Below are 24,648 nucleotides of genomic sequence, written 5' to 3' on the forward strand. Positions count from 1 at the left end.
CGGGATCGCTGCGGCTCAGGCCGGGCGGTAGGCGCCGGTGAGCCAGCCGAAGACGACGATGTTGTCCTCGTAGCTGCGGGTGCGTTCGTCGAACACCCCGCCGCAGGTGATCAGCCGGATCTGGCCGTCGTCGGTCGGGCCGTAGACGGCCTCGGTGGGGAAGGCGTCCTTCGCGTAGTGCTCGACGCGGTCGACGGTGAAGACGGCCGTGGTGTCGTCGTCGCGGTGCACCTCGACCGCCTCGCCCGGCCGCATCTCCCCGAGACGGGAGAACGCGCCCGGCTCGCCGCGGTAGTTGACGTGGGCGGCGAGCACGGTCGGCCCGGCCTGCCCGGGGACGGCGCTGCGCTCGTACCAGCCCACGGTCGTCGCGCTGCGCGGGACGTCGAGGGAGTTGTCGTCGCGCAGGCCGAGGGTCGTGGTGTCGGCGGCGGCCAGGCCGATCGAGGGTGCGTCGACGCCGGTGATCTGCGCCGACGCCAGGGGCGTGGGCACCGACAGCCGTTCGGCGACGGGCACCGACCGGCTCCGCGGCCCCTCGTCCTCCTCGCCGGAGTTGAGGAACGCCACGAGCACGCCGATCGCGAGCACGACGAGGACGAGCGCGGTGACGCGCCCGGTCAGCTTGTCCAGGAGGCCGCCACCGCGCGACGGGCCCTCGGGCGGCGCCTCGGGGGCCGCCACGTCAGACGGCCTCGCGCTTCGCGACGACGATCTGCCGGCCCCGCACGACGCCCGCGCCGGCGCCGATGCCGGCGATCGCCAGGAAGATCACCTGGCCCGGCGTGGGGCCGGAGTCCGACCCGTCGCCGGCGGCGATGCCGCCCACGGGGTAGCCGGTGTAGTGCCGGGGGCCACCGACGCCCCAGTCGCAGGCCTGGCCGTCGTTGTCGCCGTCGAGGTTGTTCGGGTCCGACGGGTCACGCATCAGCTCAGCCTGGGCGTCCGCGGTGTCGGCGAAGTCCCAGCAGTCGAGGTCGAACGCCGAGCGCACCGGCGCGACGTAGTGGTAGTGCGTGCTGCCCGGGCCGTAGACCACGGGCGGCAGCGTGACGGTGTGGGTCTCCGTCTCGGTGGTGGGGTGCGAGGACGACGAGGTCGTCGGCGACGTCGTGGTCGTCGTCCCGGTGCCCGGCAGCGGCAGCTCCGGGATCTCCGGGAGCGAGCCGTTGCCCCCGAGCGCGCCGGAGATGCTGTCGATGATGCCCCCGACCACGTCACCGATGCTGCCGCCCGGGTCCGAGATGTCGATCGGGGAGTCCGCCGCGGCGATCCCCGCCGAGGAGATCATGCCCGCCGCCATCAACCCGACCAGCGCGCTGACCGCGCGCCGACGTCCGTTCGCCATGTCCCGACCCGATTCGTTCGTCCCGACGTGATCGAGGTCGTCGACCGTGGCGACTACCCCGATCGTTGTAACGCCGGAGCCGCAGGTTGGGTACGCGTCAGTAGGTAGCCCGGAGGCCTGCCGCGCCGGGACGGTTCCCTTCCGCCTCGAGGGACCCGTCCATTCTGACGACAGAGCGTGATCGGTTAGATCCGGTCCGGCGATGCTCCCGGTCCTGCGATCCGGATCTCCACGGGATCCAGAGAGACCGTTCGCGGGGCCGTCCGCCCGAGGCGGAGGTGTGGGTGTCGCTCTCATCCGCCGAGGCCAGGCGGTCGATCCGTGTGCCGGAACCTCTCGGCGCGGTGCCGACGGCCCCGCTGCGTCAGCCATTCGAGTGGATCTAGGGAGGGTCAGAGGGGAGATCTCGAAGAACGGGTAATGGACGTGACCCTCCGTGCGACGCGTAGAGCGAACGGCCGAACGCACTCGGCCGCGAGCGCACGGAGAGGAACAACGATGAAGGGTCGACGGAGCAGCCGCAGCGCCGCGGTCGTGCTGGCCGGCTGCGTGGGACTGGCGGTGATGGCTCCGGGGCTCGCGCTCGCGGCGCCGCTGGACGGCCTGACCGAAACGGAGTGCACGTCCTCGATCGGCACCTGGAACCCGGACACCGACACCTGCGAGGAGCTCGTGACCTCGGGGTCGGGCACGACCCCGGGGGACACCGGTTCGGGCTCGAGCTCCTCGAGCGGGTCCTCGGAGGCTGACTCGGGCAACACGGACACGTCGGCCGGAACGCCGTCGGTTCCGGAGACGACTCCGAGCGTGCCGGTGCCGTCGACTCCCGACACCTCGAACGGCGCCGACCCGGACGCCGTGAACCCGGACGCCGTGAACCCGGACGCCGTGAACCCGGACGCCGTGAACCCGGACGCCGTGAACCCGGAGGCCGCGAACCCGGAGGCCGCGAACCCGGAGGCCGCGAACCCGGAGGCCGCGAACCCGAACGCCGGGGTCGAGGACGAGGCGCCCGAGGGCACCTCCGACGAGGAGACCACGGTCTCCGACGAGGAGATCAAGAACGGTCTCCCGCCCGTCCAGGGGATCATCGACGACCTGCTGCCCGCCGCCGGCGCGAACCCGATCCGCCTGCCCGGCCTGCCGACCATCCCGCAGCCCGTCGACGGGACGTTCAACAACGTCAACGACGCCTGCCTGAACGCGATCTCGCAGCTGGAGTTCCCCGCCGGTACGTCCGGCCTCGGGAACCTCAGCGAGCAGCTGCAGGGCTTCTGCCGCGGTCTGGACACGACCGACGTGCACGTCTGCCTCGAGCACCTGCGCGACGTGGTGAAGCACCTCTGCCCGACCGTGATCGAGTACAACACCACGATCAACTTCGTGAACACGCACGTGTCGTACGAGTGGTGGGGTGCCTACTGGACCCACCGCTACGACGTCGACTGCGACGAGCTGACCTACGACGAGGCCAACGCGATCCTCGACTGGGACCGCTCGGACCCGTTCCGCCTGGACCGTGACGACGACGGCGAGGCCTGCGAGGCCAACGCCCACGGCGACGACGTCGAGACCGTCGTGTACGACAGCTACCCCGTCGGCGGTGTCGCGACGGGCGACGGCAGCACCGACTCCGGCGCCTCGGGCGTCGAGGTCGCGCTGGCGGCCGGCGCGCTCGGCGGCCTCGGCGTGACCGGCCTGACCCTCGTCCGACGCTTCGCGCGGCAGGGCTGATCCCATGGGCACCGTGATCGACCACAAGGACGAGAAGACCGGCACGAGCGGGACCACCAAGGCGGCGATCGCCGTCGTCGTGGTCCTCGGGCTGCTGCTGGTGGCGGCCTACGTGATGGGCAACCCCTCGCAGCGCACCGGCCCGGCGACCGTCGCTCTGCCCGCGCAGCGGACGGCCGTCGCGCTGCCGCTCGAGGCCTCGGGCACGACGAACCTGCAGGTCCCGTCGATCGGGGTGGACACCCGACAGCTCGCCGAGCTCGGCCAGACCGAGGACCGGCGCCTCGAGGTGCCGCGCGACGCCACGACCGTCGGCCACTACGCCGGCGGCGCGGCCCCCGGCGAGCGGGGTCCGGCGGTCTACGCCTCGCACGTGAACTACCGCGGGGTCGACGGCGGCTTCGCCCGCCTCGCAGAGGTCGAGGCCGGTGACCAGGTGCTCGTCGAGCGCCAGGACGGGGTCACCGTCGTCTACGCCGTCGACCGGGTCGACATGGTGCCGAAGGACGCGTTCCCGACCGCTCAGGTCTACGGACCGACCAGCGGGCCGGAGCTCCGCCTCATCACCTGCGGCGGCGAGTTCGACGCCGACGTCCGCAGCTACGAGGACAACGTGGTCGTGTACGCCCGCGCGGTGGAGGCCTACCGGGCGTAAGCGCGACGACAGCGACGACGGCCGGGCCCCGGGACGGGGGCCCGGCCGTCGGCGTCTCGACGGATGGGCGTTCTCAGGCCCCGCACAGGCGGCGGTCAGCCGGACCACACCCGCCGCACGGACCGTGGCGACCATGACCACCCTCGCGACCGTCCCGACGGTGCCGCTCCTCGACGCGCCGCCACGGAGAGGCGGGCGCGGGGGAGTCGTGGCCCCGATCGCCGCCGTGGTGCTCGGGATCGCCGCGGTGATCGGCTCCTACGTCGCCGCCGTGCTCGACCCGACCGGCCGGGCCCTCGACGATGCCGTCCTGGACATGGCCACCGACCTGGGCCTGCGTGGGGAGGGCCTCGGGGTGCTCGAGCTCGTCGGTATCCCCTCGGTGGCGCTGGCGGTGGTCGTCCTCGCCGGCCTCGCGCTCGCCCGCGGGCGGGGCGACCGGGCCCTGACGGTCGTGGCCCTCGTGGCCGGCGCCCAGGTGGTGACCCAGCTCCTCAAGGCCGGCCTCGTCCGCCCCGACTCCGCCGAGGGCAACTCCCTGCCCAGCGGCCACGTCACGCTCGTCGCCTCGCTCGGCGTGGCCCTCGTGCTCGTCGTGCCGCGGCTGCTCCGCCCGCTCGCCGGGCTGGCCGCGGTCGCGGTGACGGGCCTCGCGGGGTCGCGACGATCGTGGCCGGCTGGCACCGGCCGAGCGACGTCGTCGCCGCGCTCGGCGTCGTCGCGGCGACGACCGGCGTCCTCACCCTCGCGGGGGCGCTCTACCGGGGGCGACGGCGTCCACGATCTGGATGAGCCCGTCGTGCGGGGTCGAGACGCGCACGAAGCCGTGCCGGACGAGGGCGTCGGCGAGCTCCCCGCGGCGGAACAGGCGGGCCTGGGCGCTGCGAGCCAGGAGCTCGGTGGTGAAGCGGAACGGTCCGGGCGCGTGGGCGGGTACGGCGGCGGCGAGGCGCCCGCCGGGTCGCAGCACCCGCGCGATCTCGATCAGCGCGGTGTCGAGGTCGGGCACCAGGTGCAGGCACAGCGAGCAGGACACGGCGTCGACGACGGTGTCGCGCAACGGCAGCGACATCGCGTCGGCGCGGACGAAGACGGTGTTCTCGTCGGGGACGGCCTTCGCCGCGCGGGTGAGCATGGCCGGGGAGAGGTCCGCGCCCACGACCAGCCCGTCCGGCCCCACGCCGTCGGCGAGGTGGCGGGTGAGCGTCCCGGGTCCGCAGGCCAGGTCGAGCACCGTGTCGCCCTCGAGGAGGTCGAGCCGTCGCGCGACGTCGTAGAAGTCGCGGACGAGGTCACCGCCGGCGAACCCCGGGATGCCGCCGCCGAACCGGTCGCCCGCGGCGAGGAGCCGGTCGTAGGCACCGGCCCCACCGCCGGTCTCCCAGAGATCCTGGACGCGTCCGCGCGAGCCGGGGTGACCCTCGACGAGGTCGATCCACGGCGCGCCGTCGTCCGGCGGCAGCGGGACCGTGAGCAGGTCGGCGAGACGGTCGCGGGCGCTCACCCGCCGCCCCGCACCGCCGCACGCAGCGCCTCGAACTCCTCGACGACGGCGTCGGCGAGGGTGTGGAGATCGGGCATCAGCTCGGCGCAGGCCAGGAGCCCGATGTCGAGCTGGTCGACGTAGCTCTGGACCGTGATGTTCAGGCCCACCGGGTCGGCGACGGCCGAGACCGGGATGTAGTGGGTCATCCGCGCGCCGCCCAGGTAAAGCGGCTCCCGTGGTCCCGGCACGTTGGAGACGACGGTGTTGAACGGGGCCGGGGCGACCGTGCTCCACCGGGTCAGCGCGCGGCTCACCGCGGTGACGGTGGCGGGCACGCCCAGCCCGGCCGCGTCGGGCGTGAGCTCACCCGGCAGCGCGGCGAACACCTGCTTGGCGACGCGCAGCGCGTCGTGCGCCGCCTGCAGGCGCGCGAGCGGGTCGTCGACGTCGGTGGGCAGGGCCGCCACGGTGGCCGAGACCCGGTTGGTCCACTGCTCGTCCTCGTCGCCCTCGCGCAGCGACACCGGGATCATCGCGGTGAGGGGCTGGTCGGGGAGCTCGCCCCGCTCGAGCAGCCACCGTCGCAGCCCGCCCCCGCACAGGGACACCACGACGTCGTTGATCGTCGCGCCGGCCTCCTTGCCGACGGCCTTGACCTCCGCCAGCGGGAGGGCGCGGTGCACGAAACGCCGGTAGCGGCTGACCGGACCGTTGAACGGGGCGGGCGGCGTGACCAGTGGGGGCAGGCGGGGGAGGTCCTGGTCGGGATCGCGCTCGCGGCCGACGTTGAGCACCGAGCCCAGGGGTCCGCGCAGGCTCCCGCGCACCTTGTCGGCGAGGTCGATCACCGCGGGGTTGCGGCTCGCGCGGGCCACGCTCTGGCCGGCCCGGGCCGCGAGCAGCAGCCCGCGTGCCGGCCGGCGCAGCCCGTGCGCGGCGGCGCGGGCCAGGACCCCTGCGGTGGAGGGCGGCTCCTCGGGGGTCCACTCGCCGGCGTGGCTCGGGGGCTCGGCGTCGGGGACGTCGTCGAGCATGAGCTGGAGGAGGTCCGCGCCCGCAGCGCCGTCCACCGCGCTGTGGTGGATCATGGTCAGGATCGCGAACCTGTTGTCCGACAACCCCTCGATGACGTGCGAGACCCACAGCGGGTGCTCACGGTCCATCGGCGCGGCGATGAGCCGGCCCACGAGCTGGTCGAGCTGGTCGTCGGTGCCGGGCGGGGGCACCGCGCTGTGCCGGACGTGGAAGTCGAGGTCGAAGTCGGGGTCGGCGATCCAGTAGGGATGGTCGAGCCCGAACGGCACCTCGACCAGCCGCCGCCGCAACGGCTCGAGCTGGTGCAGCCGGTCGGCGAGCTGGCGGCGCCACGCCGGGTAGGGCGCGAAGTCGGGGTCGTCGGGCCGCTCGAGGATCAACAGCTGGCTGACGTGCAGGAACTGGTGGTCGTCCTCGAGGTCGAGGAAGGCCGAGTCCAGGCCGGACAGCTGCTTCACGGTGGGGGACCTCCTCGTCGACGACCACGGCGGGGGCACAGTCTGTGGCCATCGGACGTCCCGCGGCCACCCGGCGCATCCGGGGCAGCGCGATTCACCTCATCGGTGGACTCAAGTCCTCGGCCGCGGCGTCCGTAACCTCCGGACGTCACGTCCGTTGAGCGTTCCGGAGGAGTGCTCACTCGATCGGTGGTGCACGCCGGACCTCCCGAGCGGACGGAGAGCCAGCCATGGGAAGGCACCAGTCGGCGGCGTCCTCACGTCGTGCCCGGGTCGCGCTCGGCGCGCTCCCGCTGGTCGCCACCGTCGGGGCCATCGGTGTTGGTTCCGTGGTGATGAGCCCCGCGAGCTCCGACGCGCCCCTCGAGCCGCCGAGCGTCGGCGGGGGCGCCGGGGCACCGGCGACCGCACTCCCCCTCGGGCCGGGTCTCGCCCCGGCGCCGGTCACCGTCCTCGACCTCGCCGCCACGGACGGGTCGGTCACTCCGCAGGCCGTCCCCGGCAGCACGATCGGCGGCGTCCGTCCCGGGAGCGGGGGCTCCCGGGCTGACGACGCGCCGGCCTCCGGCCGCGCGAGCCGGTCCGGTGCCACCGCGGGCGGCGGGGAGGGCACCCGCGGCACGTCGGTCCGCGACGTCGCCACTCCGGCTCGGGGCGGCGCCTCCGGAGGCGGCTCCACCGGCTCCGCGCCCGGCGGCGGTGGTGGTGGCGGCGCGGACGACGGCGGCTCCGGCGGTGGGTCGGGTGGTTCCGGCGGTTCGGGCTCCAGCAGCGGCGGCGGAGGCGGCGCGGACGACGGCGGCTCCGGGGGCGACGGCCGGGGCGGTGGCCTGCTCGGCGGCGTCGTGGGCGGCCTCGGCTCGACCGTGCAAGGGGCGACGTCGCTGCTGTCGTTCGGTGGCGACGACGACTCCGGCGGGTCGGACTCGGTCCTCTCCTTCGGCTCCTGAGCCGTGCGGGCTCCGTGCCCGCCGACACGTCGCCCGACAATATAGTTAGGTGATACAACGGTCTGGTGACGGCACCGACCGACGAGCGCCTGGCCACCGCGGCCGCGCTGGACGCCTTCGCGGCGTGGGCGATCCGCTCCACCGCCGGGCGTGACCTCAGCCTCACGACCGCGTCCACGCTCGCGACGCTCGACCGCGACGGACCGCAGCGTCTCTCCGACCTCGCCGCGCGCGAGGGCGTGACCCAGCCGAGCATGACCGCGCTGGTGACCCGGCTGGAGCGCGACGGCCTCGCCACACGCGGCGCCGACCCGAGCGACGGCCGGGCGGTGGTGGTGACGCTGACCGACGCGGGACGCGACGTCCTCACCGCGCGTCGGACCCGGCGTGCCTCGCGCCTGGCCGAGCTGCTCGACGACCTCGAGCCCGACGAGCGCGTCGCGGTCGACGCGGCCGCCAGGGCGCTGTCACGCCTGACCCGAGCCGCACCCTCGCGAGGAGCGTCGTGAGCACGTCCCCCACCGCCAGTCCGTTCCGTCAGCCGAAGGCCGTCTGGGCGGTGGCGTTCGCCTGCGTCATCTCCTTCATGGGCATCGGCCTCGTCGACCCGATCCTCCCGGCGCTGGCCCAGCAGCTCGCGGCCACGCCCGCGCAGGTCTCGCTGCTGTTCACCAGCTACCTGCTCATCACCGCGGTGGCCATGCTGGTGACCGGCTGGGTGTCCAGCCGCATCGGCGCGAAGGCCACGCTGGTCACCGGCCTGTCGATCATCGTCGTGTTCGCCGCGCTGGCCGGCGCGTCGGGGAGCATCGGCGAGATCGTCGGCTTCCGCGCCGGCTGGGGGCTGGGCAACGCGCTGTTCATCGCCACCTCGCTGCGGTGATCGTCGCCTCGGCCAGCGGCGGGTTCGCCGGCGCGATCATCCTCTACGAGACCGCGCTCGGCGTCGGCATCGCGCTCGGCCCGCTCGTCGGCGGCCTGCTCGGCTCGGTGAGCTGGCGCGCCCCGTTCTTCGGCGTCGCCGTGCTGATGGCGATCGCGCTGATCGCGACGCTGGTGCTGCTGGACAAGACGCCCAAGCCGGCGACGAAGATCGGCCTGCTCGACCCGATCCGGGCGCTGCGCCACCGCAGCCTCGCGACGATCGCGGTGACCGCCTTCGCCTACAACTGGGGCTTCTTCACCCTGCTCGCGTACTCGCCCTACTCGATGGGCGACCTGTCCGAGCTCGGCCTCGGCGCCGTCTTCACCGCGTGGGGCGTGCTGGTCGCGATCTTCGCGGTGTTCGTGGCCCCCGCGCTGGAACGCCGCTTCGGCACCGTGCGGGTCCTCTACTACGTGCTCGGGCTGCTCGCGGTCGACCTGCTCGTGATCGCCGTCTGGAACGACACCCCGGGCGTCGTCATCGGCGCGGTGATCGTCGCCGGGGCCATGATCGGGCTCAACAACACACTGGTGACCCAGGCCGTCATGTCCGTGGCGCCGGTCGAGCGCCCGGTCGCGTCGGCGTCGTACAGCTTCGTGCGCTTCCTCGGCGGCGGCCTCGCGCCGTGGATCGCCGGCCTCCTCGCCGAGGCGTTCCTGCCGAACACCCCGTTCTGGGTCGGCGCGGTCGTGGTCGCGATCGGCATCCTCGTGCTGTCCACCGCGCACCGTCTCCTGCGCGCCGTCGAGACGGGGGAGGACGAGCCGGGCGAGGACGAGTCGGGCGATGACGAGTCGGGCGAGGTCGAGCCCGACGCCGGCGAGCGCCCGGTCCTCGTCGCCGTCGACGGCGCCCCGCAGGGCCCGGCGGTCGCCGCGGCGGGCGGGCGGCTCGCGGTCCTGCTGGACGCGCCGCTGGTCGTCGTCCACGTGCCCGAGCGGGCGCTCGTCGACGACGCGGCGGCCGACGACGGCGCCGGCGGTGCCCTCGGCCGGGCCCTCGCCGCCGCCCGCGAGGCCCGTGGCCCCGGTGCCTCGGTCACCTCCGAGACGCTCGCGCCGGTGGGGACCCACGACGACGTGGGTGGCGAGCTGGTCGCGGTCGCCCGTCGTCACCACGCCCGGGCGGTCGTCGTCGGCCGTCCGCGCGGCGGGGCGCTCGCGGCGCTGGCCGCCCCGAGCGCCGACCGGGCGCTGTGGACCCGCGGGCCCTGCCCCGTCGTGGTCGTGCCCGACGGGACCGAGCCCGCGGACCCGGGCGTGCCGAGCGCGCCTGCGGTGTCCGCCGCGCGCTGACCCCCGGACACACGAAACGGGCCCGGTCCACCGTGTGTCGGTGGACCGGGCCCGTTCGCGTGCGGGTGTCGTGCCTCAGGCAGGGATGCCCGGGAGCTCGAACTGGCTGGGCAGCTCCGGGAGGTAGTCGCTCAGCGGCGGGAGCTGCGGCAGCGTGGGGGCGTCCGGGAGACCCGGGACCTCGACGCCGTTGAAGGTGTTGCCCTGGCCGTTGCCCTGGCCGATGACGTTGCCGGTGTCGACCCCGATGTTGCTGCCCTTGGAGGTCACGTTGTTGTTGTCGTCGATCTCCGACTGGGCGGAGGCGAACGGCGCGGCGACCATCAGGCCGGCGGCGACGCCGACGGTGACGACGCCCATCTTCTTCAGCACGAGAACTCCTAAAGGTCTGTCGGGGGAACAGGCGGTGGGCCGGAGAGCGGAGGAGCGCGGCACCGACGCCTCGGATGGCTCAACGAGGCCGTGACGTCCTCGTGATCTCGAAATGCGGGATCGTCCCCGATCGGGGGATGTCCCCGCGGGAACTCCCTGCCGAGGAGCACGACGGCCCGGCCACCGCGAACGGTGACCGGGCCGCCGGGACCTCGGGTCGAGGCTCAGAGGACGTCGAAGATCACCGGGTCGACGGGCGCCTCGGGGGCCTCGGGGGCCTCGACGTCCGGCGTCGGCGCCTCGGCCTCCTCGCCGAGCACGCTCACGGCGACGTTGTTGCCGCTGAGGTTGCCGTTGAGGATGTCGTTGCAGACGACGTTGAGGACGTTGGCGCCGCCGACGGGCGCCTGCACGACGGCGTTGCCCAGGAACGCGTTGCCGTCGATGCCGCCGTTGGCCGCCGACGAGCCGCCGGTGACGTTGCAGTCCGAGGACTCGCCGTGGTGCTTGCCGTGGCCGTCGTGGCCCGACTCGGTGGCGGAGGCGAACGGGGCGGCGACCATCAGGCCGGCGGCGACGCCGACGGTGACGACGCCCATCTTCTTCAGCACATGAACTCCAGGTGTGTCGGGGGAGCGGGGTGGGCGGCTTGGCTGGGGAGCACATCGCCCACGGTCCGAACGGCCCAACGACGATGTGATGGCGGCGTTACCTCTCGCGGCGCGAACCCCCCGAACGTGGCATGCAGTCCGGCGCCCCGGCGTCCGAGACGCACGAAGGCCCGGCCACCGTCCGGTGACCGGGCCTTCGCGGGGTCCTGGTGGCGACCGCCGCAGCGGACGCCGTCAGAGGATGACCGGAGCTCAGATGGGCAGTGCGCCGCCGAGCACGCTCACCGCGACGTTGTTGCCGCTGAGGTTGTCGTTGAGGATGTCGTTGCAGACGATGTTGGCGACGTTCGCGCCGCCGATCGGGGCCTGGATGAGGGCGTTGCCCAGGAACGAGTCGCCCTCGATGCCGCCGTTGGCCTCGGACGAGCCGCCGGTGACGTTGCAGTCCGAGCTGTCGGAGCCGCGGTGGCCGCCGTCGCCGTGGCCGCCGTGGCCCGACTCGTGGGCGGAGGCGAACGGGGCGGCGACCATGAGGCCGGCGGTGACGCCGACGGTGACGACGCCGAGCTTCTTCAGCATGGGAACTCCTGGTGGTGTCGGGGGAGCAGGGACGGCGCCGACCGGATGAGCACCACCCGGCACCGCGACTCGTACGGCTCAACGAGGGCGCGGCGCGGTTGCAACGTTCAGATGTGCCATTACCCCCGAACGGGGGCTCAATGTCCTGTAACGCCCCGAAACGCACGAAAGCCCGGCCACCGGGAACCGGTGGCCGGGCTCGCGCGTGCCGTCCTCCGGGGGACGGCTCAGGTCTCAGGAGGTCGGGGGCGCGGGCAGCTCGATCGGGACCTCGGGGAGCCCCGGCAGGCCGGGCAGCCCGGCGATGTCGACGGCGACGTTGTTGCCGCTGACGTTGCCGTTGAGGATGTCGTTGCAGACGACGTTGAGGGCGTTCGCGCCACCCACCGGGGCCTGCGCGAGGGCGTTGCCGGCGAGGGCGTCGCCCTCGATGCCGCCGTTGGCCGCGGCCGAGCCGCCGGTGACGTTGCAGTCCGAGCTGTCGCTGCCGCGGTGGCCGTGGTCCGAGTCGTGGCCCGACTCGTGGGCGGAGGCGAACGGGGCGGCGACCATGAGGCCGGCGGTGACGCCGACGGTGACGACGCCGAGCTTCTTCAGCACGAGAACTCCTGGATGAGTGTCGGGGGAGCGGCGGCATCGTCCGAGTGCATGACAACGCCTCGAACGGCCCAACGAACTCCTGCGACGGAGGCAACGAACCGCCAGGTCGATTCCCCCGAACGGGGGCGTCAAGGCGGGAACTTCCTGGACGGACGAAGGCCCGGCCACCGAGACGGTGGCCGGGCCTTCGTGTGGTCCCGAGGCGTCCGGCGGGCGGACGCCGTCAGTGCCTCGTGCAGTGCCTCATGCAGTGCCTCAGAGGACGTCCAGGGCGACGTTGTTGCCGCTGAGGTTGTCGTTGAGGATGTCGTTGCAGACGATGTTGGCGACGTTCGCGCCGCCGATCGGGGCCTGCACCAGGGCGTTGCCCAGGAACGCGTCGCCGTCGATGCCGCCGTTGGCCTCGGCCGAGCCGCCGGTGACGTTGCAGTCCGAGCTGTCGGAGCCACGGTGCCCGCCGTCGCCGTGGCCGTGGCCGTGGCCCGACTCGGTGGCGGACGCGAACGGCGCGGCGACCATGAGACCGGCGGCGACGCCGACGGTGACGACGCCCATCTTCTTCAGCACGAGAACTCCTGTGGTTGTCGGGGGAGCGAGCACACGACGGGTGTCGGGCGCGCGTCTGGTGGATCAACGAGCGCGGGGCGTGCCCGCAACGTCGCGGTGCGCGATCGCCACGATCGAGTGACGACCGTTGGGGGTCGGACGGACCCGGACACACGAGAGCCCGGCCACCGATCGGATGGCCGGGCTCGCGTGATGTCAGGAGGACGCCTCAGGCGTCCTCGTCCTCAACCGGCGCGTCGGCGCTGAGCACGCTGACGGCGACGTTGTTGCCGCTGAGGTTGTCGTTGAGGATGTCGTTGCAGACGATGTTGCCGAGGTTGGCCCCACCGATCGGCGCCTGCGCCACGGCGTTGCCCAGGAACGAGTCGCCGTTGATGCCGCCGTTGGCCTCCGCCGAGCCGCCGGTGACGTTGCAGTCCGAGCCGCCGCCCTTGTGCTCGCCCTTGCTCTCGCTGTGGTGACCGCCGTTGTCGTGGCCCCCGTGCTCGGGCGCCTCGCCCGCCGAGGCGAGCGGCGCGGCGGCGAGCAGGCCCGCGGTGATGCCGACGGTGACGATGCCGAACTTCTTGAACACTGGTCCCCCAGGGAGATTCGTCGTGCTGCAGTGGTCGTTCAGGTGGCGGATCGCTCCGCCGAGGGGGGCCGTCCGACCGGACGGCCCACCCCACGCGCGAAGGCGTCTCAGAGCACGTCCACGGCGACGTTGTTGCCGCTGGCGTTGCCGTTGAGGATGTCGTTGCAGACGATGTTGAGGGCGTTGGCGCCACCCACCGGGGCCTGCGCGAGCAGGTTGCCGGCGAGCGCGTCGCCGTCGATGCCGCCGTTGGCCTCGGCCGAGCCGCCGGTGACGTTGCAGGACCCGGAGTCCCCGTGCCCGCCGCCGTGGCCGTGGCCGTGGCCGCCCTCGGTCGCGGAGGCGAACGGCGCGGCAACCATGAGGCCCGCGGCCACACCGACGGTCACGACACCCAGCTTCTTGATCACATGAACTCCTCGAAGAACTTGTCGGGGGAGCGGGACCCACCGGCTGGTCCGCCCGGACGAAGCGGGCAGGACGCGAACGGTGTGTCCCCGCGGAGTCACCGCCCCGGGCTTGATGGGCCCCGGGGGTGACGACAGGGGTTCCAACGAGGTGGTCACGGTGCGGTTACGCAGCGAATCGAGAACGGCGGGTTCTGTCACGGTGTGTGGCTGCGCTGCGCCGAACATCTCCGCCGGCCGCCGACTGTCCGGGGGGTGCCGCTGGCCACGATCGGACCAACGAGGCTGCCGCGGGTGAAGCGGACGGGGCTCCGTCACCACATCGGGGCCGGTCACGTCATCAGATCCACCGACGCTCCGGGTGACACACCACTCGGACCCCTCTGCGCCGGACGTGCGCGACGATGTGCGCCGCACACAGGACGTCGGAGAGGCGGTGGGCGTGGGCCAGGCCCTGAGGGAGCTCGTGGACGACGTGCTCGACCTGGAGCGCATCGAGCGCGACATCTTCCGGGGCCGCAGCCCCCGGGAGTCGTTGTTGCGGGTGTTCGGCGGGCAGGTGGCGGGGCAGGCGATGGTCGCGGCCGGTCGCACCGTCGACGACGACCGCGGGGTGCACTCGTTGCACGGGTACTTCCTGCGGCCCGGGGACCCGTTCGCCCCGATCGTCTACGAGGTGGACCGGACCCGCGACGGGCGTTCGTTCACCACGCGACGGGTCACCGCCCTCCAGCACGGAGAGACGATCTTCACGATGTCGGCGTCGTTCCAGCGTCCCGAGCAGGGCGTGGAGCACCAGGCGCCGATGCCGGAGACGCCCGGCCCCGAGGGGCTGCACCGTCGCGACATGCCGCCGGTGCCGGCGGACCGCCCCGCGTGGACGACGACGGGCAAGGCGCTGGTCTGGCCGCTCGACGTCCGGTACGTCGACCACTCGCCCTGGGACGAGACGGCGGACCGCGATCCGACCAACCGGGTGTGGGTGCGCGCCGACGGCGAGCTGCCCGATCCCGACTCGCCCTACGGCCGGCTGCTGCACGTCTGCGTCCTCACCTACGCCAGCGACCTGACCCTGCTCGAGGCGGCGGTGTTCCCGCACGTCGTCGGCGGCGCGGCCTCCGGCGAGGTCAGCCTCGCGAGCCTCGACCACGCCGTCTGGTTCCACCGTCCGTTCCGGGCCGACGAGTGGCTGCTCTACGTGCAGGAGTCGCCCAGCGCCGGTGGCGGCCGCGGTCTGGCGGCCGGGCGCTTCTACACGCGCGACGGCGTGCTCGTGGCATCCGTCGTGCAGGAGGGGCTCATCCGGCGCCGGTCGTAGCGTCCGCCGCGTCCGCGACCCGTCAGGCGGGCACCGTCTCGGCCGAGTCCTCGCGCCGCGACGCCTCCTCCGGCGTCGGCGTGGCCGCGGCGTCGGCGGCCCGGCCGAAGAACTCGAAGTCGGTGGGGTCGAACCGCCGGGTCTCCCACCAGTACCGGACGGTGAAGCCCGGCCAGATGGTGCGGTTGACCCCGGCGGCGTCGAGGTACCAGCTGGTGCACCCGCCGCGGGTCCAGATGCCCTTGTCGAGGCGTCGCTGGACCGCGGCGTTGGACCGCTGCTGGACCTCCGCGCGGACGTCGAGCCCGCCCATCCCCATCGCGTGGACCGTGCCGATCGCCTGCGCGACGTAGCGCGTCTGGCACTCGATCATGAAGACGACGGAGTTGTGGCCGAGCCCGGTGTTGGGTCCGAGCAGGAAGAACATGTTCGGGAAGTCGGTGACGGTGAGGCCGAGGTGCGTCGCCATCCCGTCCTGCGCCCAGACCTCGCGCAGCGTCCGCCCGCCGCGCCCGGTGATCTCGAGGGCGTCGAACGCGTCGGTGACGTGGAAGCCGGTGCCGTAGATGATCACGTCGACGTCCCGCTCGGTGCCGTCGCCGTCCACGATCGACGAGGCCCGGACCTCGCGGACGCCGGCGGTGACGACGTCGACGTCGGGGCGGTTGAGCGTGGGGTAGTAGTCGTTGGAGACCAGCACCCGCTTGCATCCGATCGAGTAGTCGGGCGTCAGCTTCGCGACGAGCTCGGGGTCGTCGATCTGGCGCTCGATGTGCTTGGTGGCCAGCCACTCGACGGGCCGCAGGGCCGCCGGGTTCGAGTTGAAGCCGAGGGCGCGGGACTCCAGTGCCGCGTACATCACCGACCGGTACGCCCGGTGGGCCCGCGGGTGGCGGGCGAAGAAGCGCCGGCGGCCCTCCGGGAGCGGCTTGTCGTTCTTGGGCAGGACCCAGGCGGGGGTGCGCTGGTAGAGCTGCACCTCCGCCGCGACGCCGGCGATCTGCGGGACGAACTGGATGGCGCTGGCCCCGGTGCCGATGACCGCGACCTTCTTGCCGCGCAGGTCGACGTCGTGGTCCCACCGCGCGGAGTGGAAGGACGGCCCGGCGAACGAGGCGGCCCCGGGCAGGTCGGGCGTCTTCGGCAGGTGCAGGGCCCCGACGCCGTGGACGAGGAAGCGGGCCCGCCAGCGTCCGCCCCGAGTGTGCACCGTCCAGGTGCGGCTCTGCTCGTCCCACGTCGCGCCGGTCATCTCCTGGCCGAAGCGCACGTGGCGGCGCAGGTCCTCGGCGTCGGCCATCCGCTCGAGGTACTCGCGGATCTCCGGCTGGGGCGAGTAGGACCGCGACCAGTCGGGGTTCGGGACGCGCGAGAGCGAGTACATGTGCGACGGGATGTCGCACGCGCACCCGGGATAGGTGTTGTCGCGCCAGGTGCCCCCGAGCGCGTCGGACTTCTCGAGCAGCACGACGTCGGTGATGCCGGCACGGCGCAGCGCGAGCAGCTGACCGAGGCCCGCGAACCCCGAGCCGACGACGACGACCTCGTGGACGCGGTCGGCCGTCCCGGGCGCGGACGTCTCAGCCGCGGACGTCTCAGGCGCTGACACGGCCGGCGTCCTCCTGCGGGATCACGGCGGTGGTGGTGGTCGGGGCCTGCGCGGCGGGCACGGCGAGCAGCCCCGCGATGTGGGCGGCGACCTCGGTGCTGCGCTCGAGGTTGATCATGTGCCCGGCGCCGGGGAGCAGGACGATCCGCGCGTCGGGCAGCGCGTCGGCGATGTCGCGGGCGCGCTGCTGGGGGCAGAGCCGGTCGTGGTCGCCGACCAGCACCACCACGGGATCCCGCGCAGCGCGGCCAGCGAGCCCCGGCGCCGGTGCTCACCGATCGAGGCGCGGAACGCGGCGACGCTCGGCGGGTGCGCGGCGAGCGCCTGCTCGGCGACGGAGAGGACGTCGTCGCGGCGGGCGTGGCGCCCGAACACCAGCGCCCGCACGCCCGGGGCCAGCAGCGACGCCCGCACCCGGGGCGCGTGCTCGCGGGAGCGGCCGACGGTGCCGATCTCCCGCGGCGGGGCGCGGTGCCCGAGCCGGGCGGTGAGCGGGATGAGGACGTGTTCCCCGCGGGCGACCAGCCGGCCTCGCCGTCCGGGCAGCCCGAGGGTCAGCTCGTCCATCTCGTCGCTGGCGGTCGCCACGAAGGCCACGGAGACGACCCGGTCCGCCACCAGACGGGGGTGGCGCTCGGCGAGGGCCATGAGGGTCATCCCGCCCATGGAGTGCCCCGCGAGCACCAGCGGGCCCTCGGGCACGCGCTCGGCGATCAGCTCCGCGAGGTCGTCGGCGGCGCGTCCCACCGTCGCGGTGCCCTCGGCGGCCGCGTCGGACCCGCCGTGCCCGCGGTGGTCGTAGCGCAGGATGCGCCCGGCGAACCCGGTGCGGCGCAGGTCGTCGACCACCCGGTCCCAGGTCCGCAGGTCCTGCGACCACCCGTGGACGAGCACGAGCGTCGGGCCCCCGGTGCCGTCCCCGGCCCCGGAGTCCGCCACGCGCAGCTGCGTCCCGTCGGACGTGGTGAAGCGGTCGACCTGTTCGCGCAGCACCGAGCGCTCCCTTCTTTCGCGTCGGATCAGCCCTCGGACAGGAGGAACGACCGTCGCCACCAGGTCATGCCCGGACGGCCGACGAGCCCGGCGTCCGTGAGGAACGGCATGATCTTCTCGCCGGCCCAGCGGATCATCTCGCGGTGGTGGGGGTTGGCCAGCGCGGCGCGGCGGCCTTCCTTCGGGTCGATGCCGACGGCCGCGTAGACCTTCGGGTTGATCAGGCTGCGCACCACGAACATCGAGATGAACGCGACGATGAAGCGCTGGTAGGCCTTCTCGCGCGGCGAGAGCTGCGCCATGCCGCGGGTGACCTCGTCGCGAGCGAAGGAGACGTGGCGCGCCTCCTCCATGATGTGGATGCGGTTGACCTGGCGCATCAGCGGCTGGACGCGCTCGTCGTTCGCCTGCTCGCGCTGCAGGCGGTCGAGCACCTCCTCGGCGACGAGGATCGCGCCGTAGGACGCCGGGCCCCAGCTGACGACGGAGAAGAGCTTGCCGAGCTGGCGGATCGACTCCCGCGGCCCGTAGGGCTCGACGCCGGCGGTGTCGACCATGCGCGCGAACATCTGGGAGTGGCGGCACTCGTCGGCCACCTCGGTGAGCGCGTACTGCGCGCGGGGCGAGGTCGGGTCCTCGGCGTAGAAGTCCTTGAGCAGGCGCTGCATGAGCAGGACCTCGAACCACAGGCCGACCGAGGCGACGCTGCAGGCCTCGTGCTTGCCGAGCTCGACGCGCTGCTCGGGGGTGAGGCGCTCCCAGAGCTCGGTGCCGTAGAGGGAGACGCGGTGCTCGGGCACCCAGATACCGTCCGGCACGAGCGGGGCGTCCCAGTCGATGTCGACCGCGGGGTCGTAGGACTTCTTCGCCGACGACTTCAGGAGTCGCTCCGCGGTCTGGTGCCGGTCCGTCGTGGGCGCACTCATGGCTGTGGTCCTCCTGCTGGCCGTGGACCGGACTCCAGGTATCACGCACCTGGTGTACGTCTTACCGCTGGTAACTGTAACTGGTGGTAGCGTGCGGACCCGTGCCGGACGATGTCAAGCCGAACCGCTCGGGTCCCACCCCTCCGCGTGACGGACGTCGCACGCGGTGGGAGAAGCACCGGACGCAGCGCCGCGCCGAGTTCGTCGAGGCCGCCATGCGGGTGCTCGCGGACGTGGGGCCGGACTTCGGGATCGAGCAGGTCGCGGTCGAGGCGGGCGTCACGAAGCCCGTGCTCTACCGGCACTTCTCCGACAAGGCCGACCTCGTCGAGGCCATGGGCGAGCGCGCCACGGAGATCCTGCTCGACCGGCTGATCCCCGCGCTGAACAGCGAGGAGGCGCCGCTCCCGCGCATCCGCAAGTCGATCGACGCGTTCTTCGGGACCCTCGACGAGTACCCGAACCTCTACTGGGTGCTGGCCCGCCACACCCCGATCGACGGGCGTGGCTCCGACGTCGTGCGCGAGGACAAGGAGATCATCGCGACGGCGCTGTCGGCGCTGCTCGGCGACTACCTGCGGTCCTTCGGGCTCGACTCCGGGCCCGCCGAGCCGTGGGCGTACGGCGTGGTCGGCTTCGTCCAGAACGCGGCGGAGTGGTGGCTCGAGCGGCGCTCGATGAGCCGCGAGAGCGTCACCGAGTACCTCACGTTGCTGGTGTGGGCGGCGATCGACGGGTTCGCCCGTCAGCACGACGTCCTCATCGACCCCAACGCCCCCCTGGCCATCAACAAGGTCATCCAGTTGCACGCCGGAGACGTGCGGGCCCCGGCCAAGCGGCCGGGGGAGGCAGGCGGCCCGAGCGGCGGCCGAGCGAGTACCGATCGAGCAGTGAGGAGCCCGGAGCGATGACGCCAGAGGCAACACCCGCGCACGACCACGACGAGGACGGCTACGCCGGGCCCGCGACCCTCGAGGTCGACGGCACGGAGTACGACGTGCACGTCACCCTGCTCGGGCACTTCGAGCCCCTCGACGGGCGATTCCACTGGTACGGCCGCGTGGCCGTGCACCCCGAGCTGCACGCGGCCCTCGACGGCCGCAAGCGCCCCACGCGGGTCACCACGCCCGTGGGCGCCGCGGACGGCGAGCTCTCCGACGTCGACCCGTGGGGCCGCTACCGGATCGCCGGCGTCTCGACGCCGCCGTTCCCCGTCGGTTCGGAGGACACGCCCGCCGAGATCGCCGGGGTGCGCTGATGGCGCCCGGAGAGGCGGGCCGCGCGGTCGCGGACCAGGTCTGCGACCCCGCCACGGTCCGCTCGCTCGCCACCCCGGAGCGCGCCGTCCGCGTCATCGGCGGCCTCATCGGCGACCGGGTGACCTTCGGCCCGGTGCCCGCCGGGCCGCACGACATGGCCACCGCGTACGCGGAGGGCGCCGTCGGCCGGCTGACGGCGCGCCGCGAGGGCGACCAGCTCGTGGTGGTCCGGGTCCCGGTGTCGCTCGACCTCACGGTCGTCATCGGCACCCGCAGGATCCCCGCCGACGTCGAGCTCCTCGTGCGCGTCGGCCTCGTCGCGCGGGCGGCGCCGGACGCGGTGGAGATCGACGTCGAGCCGGTCCGGTATGAGGACATCGACGCCGACATCCGCACCAGCGGCGTGGGCGGGGTGTTCCTGCGCCGCCTCGGCGACCTCGACGCCGAGATCCGCCACCACGTCGGCGTCTACGTCTCCACCCTGCTGGCCACGCCCGAGGCCGTCGCGGAGTGCCGCATCCCCCTGTGACCCCCCGCCCCCGTGAGCGATGTTCCCGGCTATAGCCGCGAACATCGCTCACGGGTCAGTGGGGGCGGGAGAGCTCGATGAAGTGGTCGCGGTCGACGACCTTCACCCGCGGGCGGCCGTGGGGCTCGCCGCGCCCGCGCTCGTGGGCGTCGATGGCCTCCCAGCCCTCCTGGTCGACGAGGTCGGGGCAGCGCTCGCGCAGCCAGGCCTCGACGGCGTCGTGGTGGTCGTCGGCCTGCTCGATCGGCGCGCGCTCGGCGAGGTCGGCGAGCAGGTGGCGGACGGTCTCGTTGGCGTCCTTCTTGTTGGTGCCGATGATCCCGGTGGGCCCGCGCTTGATCCACCCGACGACGTACTCGCGGTCGTGCCCGTCGACCCGGCCCTCGGTGTGGGGCACGGTGCCGCTGTCGTCGTCGAAGGGCAGCCCGGGCAGGGCGACACCCCGGTAGCCGACAGCGCGCAGGACGAGCCCGGTCGCGACGGTCTCGCGCTCGCCGGTGTCGACGGCGCGGGTGCGCCCGTCCTCGCCGGTCTCGAGGCGGTTGATCCCGAGGACGATCTCCTCGACCCGCCCGTCGCCGCGGATCTCCACCGGCGAGCGCAGGAACCGGAACTCCATACGGTGCTTCGCGTCGGGGTCGGGCCCCTTCTGCGCCCAGCCGCTGAACAGCTCGAGGTTGCGCCGGGCGCCCTTCGTGAGCGTGTCGTCGTCGGCGATCCCGGGCGGGGCCTGTTCGGGGTCGACGACGACGGTGAGGTCGGCGATGTCGTCGAGCTCGCGCAGCTCGGTGGTGGTGAACGCGGCCTCGCGCACGCTGCGGCGCCCGCAGATCAGCGTCTCGCGCACCCCCGAGGCGACGAAGGCGTCGAGGGCGTGGTCGGCGGTGTCGGTGGCGCGCAGGTCGGCCTCGGGCAGCAGCAGCATCCGCGCCACGTCCAGGGCGACGTTGCCGGCGCCGATCACCACCGCCCGCTCGGAGTCGAGCCGCGGGTCGAGGGCGGCGTGGTCGGGGTGGCCGTTGTACCAACCGACGAAGTCGACCGAGGCGATGCTGCCGGGCAGGTCCTCGCCGGGGATCCCGAGCCGGCGCTCGGTCTGCGAGCCCACCGCGTAGACGATCGCGTCGTAGCGCTCCAGGAGCTCGTCGCGGGTGATCACCCCGCCGCCCTCTCCGCTCGCGCGCAGCTCCTCGGCGTCCCCCAGGTGCACGTGCCCGAAGAACCGGAACTCGTCGCGGCGGGCGGTCTTGTCGTACTGCGCGCTCACCGACTTGATCTTCGGGTGGTCCGGGGCGACCCCCAGCCGCACGAGGCCCCACGGGGTGGCCAACCGGTCGAACATGTCCACCCGGACGTCGAGTTCCGCGTCGAGCAACGCGGCCGCCGCGTAGAACCCCGACGGCCCGGAACCGACGACGGCGACGTGGTGGGGTCGCGTCGTGTGATTCTCCACCGGAGCATCGTGGCCCACCCGGACCTGCCGCGCACCCGTCTGCCGGAACGGTCGAAACCGGGCGTGCGGTGCCACGCCGGGGCCGGACACGCCGACGGACGAGTGATCCCGAGCCGGGGCGTGGCCGGATTCGTCCTCGGTCGAGGCATCACTCCATGGGATCATCGAGCGCGAGAATGCCGCGTCACCAGGGCTAACGTCGCTCGTGATGATCAGCGACGAGGTCGGGCCCCGGCACGGTGCCCACGACGACCGAGCCGGAACCAGCGTGACGTGGCGCCGCGGCGTCGACGTGCTCGACGACTACGCCGGTGGTGGCGTCCTGTCCGAGGAGCTGGCCGACGACCTCGTCAACGACCTCGTCGGGCTCGTCGGCGGCGCCCGGCCCCGGCGCTCGCGCCGGGGACCGCACACCGGGTCGCGGCCCGGCCCCCAGCCCAGCCGCCCGGCCGTCACGCCGCCCGCGCACCGCCCCCGGCTCACGCTGGTGCGCGGCGGCGCCTGAGCACTACTCCTTGACGGCCACCAGCACGAGGTAGTGCAGCTCGGCGCCGGCCATCGACAGGCGGTGCCGGAAGGTGCGCCGGACGACGGTGCGCGAGGGGTGCTCGGACCCCTCGGTCGCGGCGAGCATCGCCTCGACGTCCGTGGCGTCCTGGCCGGCGTCGCCGCCGGCGAGGGTCAGGGCGAGGAACGAGCCGGGCGGGAACGCGTCCCACAGCTGCGCGAGGGCGTCGACCGGGACGTGCCCCTCGCCGACGGCGCCCGCGGCGACCAGCGCGGTGAGCCCCTCGTCGCGCACGAGCTGCCGGACCTCGTCGACGTCGAGCCGCTCGCCCACGAGGTAGTGCGCGTAGAGCCCGGGACGGTCGCGGTGCGCGGCGTCGCGGGCCTCCGGGACACCGTCCGCCCCGGCCACCACGGTGACGCCGCGGGCGCGGAGCTCCTCGCCGACCACGCCGTTGCCGGCGCCGAGGTCGAAGGCGCGCAGGTCGTCGACCGAGGACCCGGACGCGGCGACGGCCTCGGCGAGCGCAGCCGCGACGGTGGCGGGCGATGCGCACTGCAGCCGGTGCTGGACGACCTCCTCGTAGAGGCCGGGCACCGAGTACACCCGCGCGTAGTCGTGCAGGACGAGGCGCTCGTCCGTGCCGTCGGCGTGGTGGAGGACGAACTCCTCCTGGGCCTGCCGACGTCCGGGGGTCGTGTCGAGCTCGACGGTCCAGTCGGCCGCCGGCTCCTTCGCTGTGGCCATGGCGGTCATCATGCCCGGCCGCCGCGGCCCGGACCGGGGCCTCGCCTGTGGCGAACGTCCCGGTCCGCGCACTGTGGTCCGGATCCCGGTCTGTTCCCTCCGGCGTCAGCGGTCGGTCACGCTCGGTGCGTCAGGCACGCGTCGACGTCGTCGCGGCTCGCCCACCCGCCGCGGGTCCGTCCGGTCGACGGCCCGGCAGGGGAGGTCGTCATGAGTGCTGTGCCCGCCCACTCTCCCGTCGCCGCGCTGCTGCGCCCCGGGACGCACCCGCGTGCGGTCGCGGTCGACGCCGCCGACCGGGAGCACGCCGTCACCGTCGTCGCGCACCTCCTCCACGCCGAGTGCGAGCAGTGGAGCTGGACGACCCACCACCCCGACGCCCACCGCCCGGAGGCGCTGCGCATCGTCGGTGCCCTCACCCGAGAGGGGTGGGCACCCCGCTCGGCCGCGTGAGCGGACGTGAGTGGGCGCGTCCGACGGCCCGGTCGGCCGGTAGATTGCTGCTCCGATCGGCTCAACGGAGCCTGGAGGGGTGGGCATGGCCATCGAGGTGGACGGCGTCTCCGTGAAGGAGACGTCCCGGGGTTCGGGGGCCGCGTGGCGGTGGAGCTCGGTGGGACCGAGCCCGATCGACTACGAGATCCAGTGGGTCGAGAACAAGGACACGTTCCTGTACTCGACGCGTGTGCGTCCGGGCGGCTGGAACGTCTCCCAGCTCGACCCGAACACGTGGGTCGGCGACGGGACGATCGAGGGCGCCCGGGAGATGGTCGAGCGGGGCCTGCCGACGCTGCCGCACTGAGACCTGGGCCCCCTCACAGAAACGAACGGCACTTTCGCTCCCGTCGAGGGAGCGAAAGTGCCGTTCGTTGCTTTCCGGGGTGGCTCAGCTGCCGCCGAGCACCCCGGCGTCGCCCAGCTTCGCCATGACGGCGTTGGGGCCGTCGAACTGGTCCTTGTCGAGACCCTTGAGGGTGTCGACGAGCTGCTGGTCGGCCCCGTTCGAGGAGGCGTGGTCGGCCAGCTCCTGCGGCCCGCCCGGGTACTGGAACCCGGCGAGCGTCTTCTGCACCTGCGTGACGTCGTAACCCATGCCGGCGGTTAGCCGACCGCCCGTTGCTCGAACCGTCCCTCGCCCGAAGCAGCGAACAGCGCGTTCGCTGCTTCTAGGCGCGCAAGGTCCCCGCTCGCTCCCGCACCGCCCCTCGCCCGAACCCTCCGGTGCGCGACACTCCCGGCCGTGGCGCCCCCGTTCCCGGCCGTGGTGTTCGATCTCGACGGCACGCTGGTCCTCACCGGGACGACGCGGCCCGCGCCCGGCGCCGTGGAGCTCGTCGAGGCCCTGCACGCGCGGGACGTGCCGCTGGCCGTCGCGACGTCGGCGCCGGTGGCGCTCGCCCGCCGGGTGCTCGCCGGGCTCGGGGTCCTCGCGTGCTTCACCGAGGTCGCGGGACGCGGGGCCGACGGCGAGTACGCGGGCAAGAACGCCGTGGTCGGCGAGGCGCTGCTCGGGCTCGGGATCACGGCGGCCGAGCCGGGCACGCCCATGCTCGGCGACAGCCCCGCCGACCTCTGCGCCGCCGTCGCGCACGACCTCGTGCCCGTCGGTGTGGCCTGGGGCGGGTCGCGGGCCGAGGAGTTGCGCGCCGCCGGGGCACGCGCCGTGCTCGGGCACCCGGACGAGCTGTGGTCGTTGCGGGCATCCTGAGA

At 73.6% G+C, this 24,648-nt stretch carries 30 protein-coding genes and 2 pseudogenes; 14 read left to right on the plus strand and 18 right to left on the minus strand.

The features are described 5' to 3' along the window. Window positions 1-15: 15 nt before the first annotated feature. Entirely contained in the window at window positions 16-684 is a 669-nt protein-coding gene (locus ACQPYN_RS03550) for a class F sortase (protein WP_433033525.1), read from the minus strand. A 1-nt stretch (window position 685) separates the two neighbouring features. Beyond that, window positions 686-1,348, minus strand: a complete 663-nt coding sequence (locus ACQPYN_RS03555) for a hypothetical protein (protein WP_433033528.1) — start codon at window positions 1,346-1,348, stop codon at window positions 686-688. A 498-nt stretch (window positions 1,349-1,846) separates the two neighbouring features. On the opposite strand from ACQPYN_RS03555, the gene ACQPYN_RS03560 reads away from it, so the two are divergent. Next, window positions 1,847-3,082, plus strand: a complete 1,236-nt coding sequence (locus tag ACQPYN_RS03560; protein ID WP_433033531.1) for a hypothetical protein — start codon at window positions 1,847-1,849, stop codon at window positions 3,080-3,082. A gap of 4 nt (window positions 3,083-3,086) precedes the next feature. Continuing rightward, on the plus strand, window positions 3,087-3,737 hold the full coding sequence (locus tag ACQPYN_RS03565; protein WP_433033534.1) for a sortase domain-containing protein: 651 nt from the start codon (window positions 3,087-3,089) through the stop codon (window positions 3,735-3,737). A 73-nt stretch (window positions 3,738-3,810) separates the two neighbouring features. On the opposite strand, the gene ACQPYN_RS03570 is transcribed toward ACQPYN_RS03565, so the two are convergent. The 3 genes from ACQPYN_RS03570 to ACQPYN_RS03580 all read right to left on the minus strand — a co-directional run bounded on the left by ACQPYN_RS03570 (window position 3,811) and on the right by ACQPYN_RS03580 (window position 6,716). Continuing rightward, the gene (locus ACQPYN_RS03570; RefSeq protein ID WP_433033536.1) at window positions 3,811-4,290 is read right to left on the minus strand and encodes a hypothetical protein; all 480 of its coding nucleotides are present in this window, start codon (window positions 4,288-4,290) and stop codon (window positions 3,811-3,813) included. A 186-nt stretch (window positions 4,291-4,476) separates the two neighbouring features. Beyond that, window positions 4,477-5,241 (minus strand): methyltransferase domain-containing protein, encoded by a 765-nt coding sequence (locus ACQPYN_RS03575; protein WP_433033539.1) that lies wholly within the window; start codon window positions 5,239-5,241, stop codon window positions 4,477-4,479. Beyond that, entirely contained in the window at window positions 5,238-6,716 is a 1,479-nt protein-coding gene (locus ACQPYN_RS03580) for a WS/DGAT/MGAT family O-acyltransferase (protein ID WP_433033542.1), read from the minus strand. Before ACQPYN_RS03580 ends, ACQPYN_RS03575 begins: the two co-directional genes overlap by 4 nt. Before the next feature lie 230 nt (window positions 6,717-6,946). Here ACQPYN_RS03580 and ACQPYN_RS03585 point away from each other — a divergent pair, with 230 nt between their 5' ends. The 4 genes and pseudogenes from ACQPYN_RS03585 to ACQPYN_RS03600 all read left to right on the plus strand — a co-directional run bounded on the left by ACQPYN_RS03585 (window position 6,947) and on the right by ACQPYN_RS03600 (window position 9,886). After that, window positions 6,947-7,666 carry a hypothetical protein gene (locus ACQPYN_RS03585; protein ID WP_433033545.1) on the plus strand — a complete coding sequence of 240 codons (720 nt, stop codon included), beginning with the start codon at window positions 6,947-6,949 and terminating at the stop codon, window positions 7,664-7,666. Between the two features lie 65 nt (window positions 7,667-7,731). Next, the gene (locus ACQPYN_RS03590) at window positions 7,732-8,175 is read left to right on the plus strand and encodes a MarR family winged helix-turn-helix transcriptional regulator (protein WP_433033547.1); all 444 of its coding nucleotides are present in this window, start codon (window positions 7,732-7,734) and stop codon (window positions 8,173-8,175) included. Between the two features lie 77 nt (window positions 8,176-8,252). Beyond that, a pseudogene (locus ACQPYN_RS03595) lies at window positions 8,253-9,280 on the plus strand (MFS transporter); the annotation flags it as partial. 21 nt (window positions 9,281-9,301) lie between these two features. Next, a complete protein-coding gene (locus tag ACQPYN_RS03600) occupies window positions 9,302-9,886 on the plus strand; it encodes a universal stress protein (protein WP_433038699.1) in 585 nt (194 codons plus the stop codon). A 75-nt stretch (window positions 9,887-9,961) separates the two neighbouring features. Here ACQPYN_RS03600 and ACQPYN_RS03605 read toward each other — a convergent pair whose 3' ends face one another. The 7 genes from ACQPYN_RS03605 to ACQPYN_RS03635 form a co-directional block, all read right to left on the minus strand. Beyond that, entirely contained in the window at window positions 9,962-10,258 is a 297-nt protein-coding gene (locus tag ACQPYN_RS03605; protein ID WP_433033550.1) for a hypothetical protein, read from the minus strand. A gap of 224 nt (window positions 10,259-10,482) precedes the next feature. After that, window positions 10,483-10,869: a hypothetical protein gene (locus tag ACQPYN_RS03610; protein ID WP_433033553.1), complete on the minus strand. Its 387-nt coding sequence runs from the start codon at window positions 10,867-10,869 to the stop codon at window positions 10,483-10,485. Between the two features lie 252 nt (window positions 10,870-11,121). Continuing rightward, window positions 11,122-11,448 (minus strand): hypothetical protein, encoded by a 327-nt coding sequence (locus ACQPYN_RS03615; RefSeq protein WP_433033555.1) that lies wholly within the window; start codon window positions 11,446-11,448, stop codon window positions 11,122-11,124. A 234-nt stretch (window positions 11,449-11,682) separates the two neighbouring features. Beyond that, entirely contained in the window at window positions 11,683-12,048 is a 366-nt protein-coding gene (locus ACQPYN_RS03620; protein WP_433033558.1) for a hypothetical protein, read from the minus strand. A 255-nt stretch (window positions 12,049-12,303) separates the two neighbouring features. Continuing rightward, window positions 12,304-12,615: a hypothetical protein gene (locus ACQPYN_RS03625; protein ID WP_433033561.1), complete on the minus strand. Its 312-nt coding sequence runs from the start codon at window positions 12,613-12,615 to the stop codon at window positions 12,304-12,306. 208 nt (window positions 12,616-12,823) lie between these two features. Then, window positions 12,824-13,189, minus strand: coding sequence for a hypothetical protein (locus ACQPYN_RS03630; RefSeq protein ID WP_433033564.1), 366 nt, complete (start codon window positions 13,187-13,189; stop codon window positions 12,824-12,826). Between the two features lie 107 nt (window positions 13,190-13,296). Continuing rightward, on the minus strand, window positions 13,297-13,599 hold the full coding sequence (locus ACQPYN_RS03635; RefSeq protein WP_433033566.1) for a hypothetical protein: 303 nt from the start codon (window positions 13,597-13,599) through the stop codon (window positions 13,297-13,299). A gap of 439 nt (window positions 13,600-14,038) precedes the next feature. On the opposite strand from ACQPYN_RS03635, the gene ACQPYN_RS03640 reads away from it, so the two are divergent. Next, complete coding sequence (locus tag ACQPYN_RS03640) at window positions 14,039-14,914, plus strand: acyl-CoA thioesterase (RefSeq protein WP_433033569.1); 876 nt, start codon at window positions 14,039-14,041, stop codon at window positions 14,912-14,914. A gap of 22 nt (window positions 14,915-14,936) precedes the next feature. Here ACQPYN_RS03640 and ACQPYN_RS03645 read toward each other — a convergent pair whose 3' ends face one another. From ACQPYN_RS03645 to ACQPYN_RS03655, 3 genes and pseudogenes are all read right to left on the minus strand, one after another. Continuing rightward, window positions 14,937-16,523, minus strand: a complete 1,587-nt coding sequence (locus ACQPYN_RS03645) for a flavin-containing monooxygenase (RefSeq protein WP_433033572.1) — start codon at window positions 16,521-16,523, stop codon at window positions 14,937-14,939. Then, window positions 16,510-17,516, minus strand: a pseudogene (locus tag ACQPYN_RS03650) (alpha/beta fold hydrolase). The gene ACQPYN_RS03645 and the pseudogene ACQPYN_RS03650 overlap by 14 nt, the downstream one beginning before the upstream one ends. Window positions 17,517-17,542: 26 nt before the next feature. After that, complete coding sequence (locus tag ACQPYN_RS03655; protein WP_433033575.1) at window positions 17,543-18,442, minus strand: AurF N-oxygenase family protein; 900 nt, start codon at window positions 18,440-18,442, stop codon at window positions 17,543-17,545. Between the two features lie 101 nt (window positions 18,443-18,543). On the opposite strand from ACQPYN_RS03655, the gene ACQPYN_RS03660 reads away from it, so the two are divergent. From ACQPYN_RS03660 to ACQPYN_RS03670, 3 genes are read left to right on the plus strand one after another with little or no spacing between them, the layout of a single operon-like run. Further along, window positions 18,544-19,353 (plus strand): TetR/AcrR family transcriptional regulator, encoded by an 810-nt coding sequence (locus ACQPYN_RS03660; protein ID WP_433033578.1) that lies wholly within the window; start codon window positions 18,544-18,546, stop codon window positions 19,351-19,353. Then, window positions 19,350-19,700 carry a DUF4873 domain-containing protein gene (locus ACQPYN_RS03665; RefSeq protein WP_433033581.1) on the plus strand — a complete coding sequence of 117 codons (351 nt, stop codon included), beginning with the start codon at window positions 19,350-19,352 and terminating at the stop codon, window positions 19,698-19,700. Before ACQPYN_RS03660 ends, ACQPYN_RS03665 begins: the two co-directional genes overlap by 4 nt. Then, window positions 19,700-20,230, plus strand: a complete 531-nt coding sequence (locus ACQPYN_RS03670) for a hypothetical protein (RefSeq protein ID WP_433033584.1) — start codon at window positions 19,700-19,702, stop codon at window positions 20,228-20,230. The genes ACQPYN_RS03665 and ACQPYN_RS03670 overlap by 1 nt, the downstream gene beginning before the upstream one ends. Window positions 20,231-20,285: 55 nt before the next feature. Here ACQPYN_RS03670 and ACQPYN_RS03675 read toward each other — a convergent pair whose 3' ends face one another. After that, window positions 20,286-21,683, minus strand: coding sequence for an FAD-dependent oxidoreductase (locus ACQPYN_RS03675; protein ID WP_433033587.1), 1,398 nt, complete (start codon window positions 21,681-21,683; stop codon window positions 20,286-20,288). A 208-nt stretch (window positions 21,684-21,891) separates the two neighbouring features. Between ACQPYN_RS03675 and ACQPYN_RS03680 the strand changes: the two genes are divergently transcribed. After that, window positions 21,892-22,188, plus strand: coding sequence for a hypothetical protein (locus ACQPYN_RS03680; protein ID WP_433033590.1), 297 nt, complete (start codon window positions 21,892-21,894; stop codon window positions 22,186-22,188). A 3-nt stretch (window positions 22,189-22,191) separates the two neighbouring features. Here ACQPYN_RS03680 and ACQPYN_RS03685 read toward each other — a convergent pair whose 3' ends face one another. After that, window positions 22,192-22,938: a hypothetical protein gene (locus ACQPYN_RS03685; protein WP_433033592.1), complete on the minus strand. Its 747-nt coding sequence runs from the start codon at window positions 22,936-22,938 to the stop codon at window positions 22,192-22,194. Window positions 22,939-23,148: 210 nt separating this feature from the next. Between ACQPYN_RS03685 and ACQPYN_RS03690 the strand changes: the two genes are divergently transcribed. Beyond that, window positions 23,149-23,391, plus strand: a complete 243-nt coding sequence (locus tag ACQPYN_RS03690; RefSeq protein WP_433033595.1) for a hypothetical protein — start codon at window positions 23,149-23,151, stop codon at window positions 23,389-23,391. An 85-nt stretch (window positions 23,392-23,476) separates the two neighbouring features. Next, on the plus strand, window positions 23,477-23,740 hold the full coding sequence (locus ACQPYN_RS03695; protein WP_328302542.1) for a hypothetical protein: 264 nt from the start codon (window positions 23,477-23,479) through the stop codon (window positions 23,738-23,740). Between the two features lie 84 nt (window positions 23,741-23,824). On the opposite strand, the gene ACQPYN_RS03700 is transcribed toward ACQPYN_RS03695, so the two are convergent. Then, a complete protein-coding gene (locus tag ACQPYN_RS03700; protein WP_274192283.1) occupies window positions 23,825-24,031 on the minus strand; it encodes a DUF2795 domain-containing protein in 207 nt (68 codons plus the stop codon). A 147-nt stretch (window positions 24,032-24,178) separates the two neighbouring features. Here ACQPYN_RS03700 and ACQPYN_RS03705 point away from each other — a divergent pair, with 147 nt between their 5' ends. Then, on the plus strand, window positions 24,179-24,646 hold the full coding sequence (locus tag ACQPYN_RS03705) for an HAD family hydrolase (RefSeq protein ID WP_433033599.1): 468 nt from the start codon (window positions 24,179-24,181) through the stop codon (window positions 24,644-24,646). Window positions 24,647-24,648 lie beyond the last annotated feature (2 nt).

Origin of the sequence: Actinomycetospora sp. CA-053990 (assembly GCF_050948445.1) — a bacterium.
In the GTDB taxonomy this organism is placed as follows: Bacteria; Actinomycetota; Actinomycetes; order Mycobacteriales; family Pseudonocardiaceae; genus Actinomycetospora; species Actinomycetospora callitridis.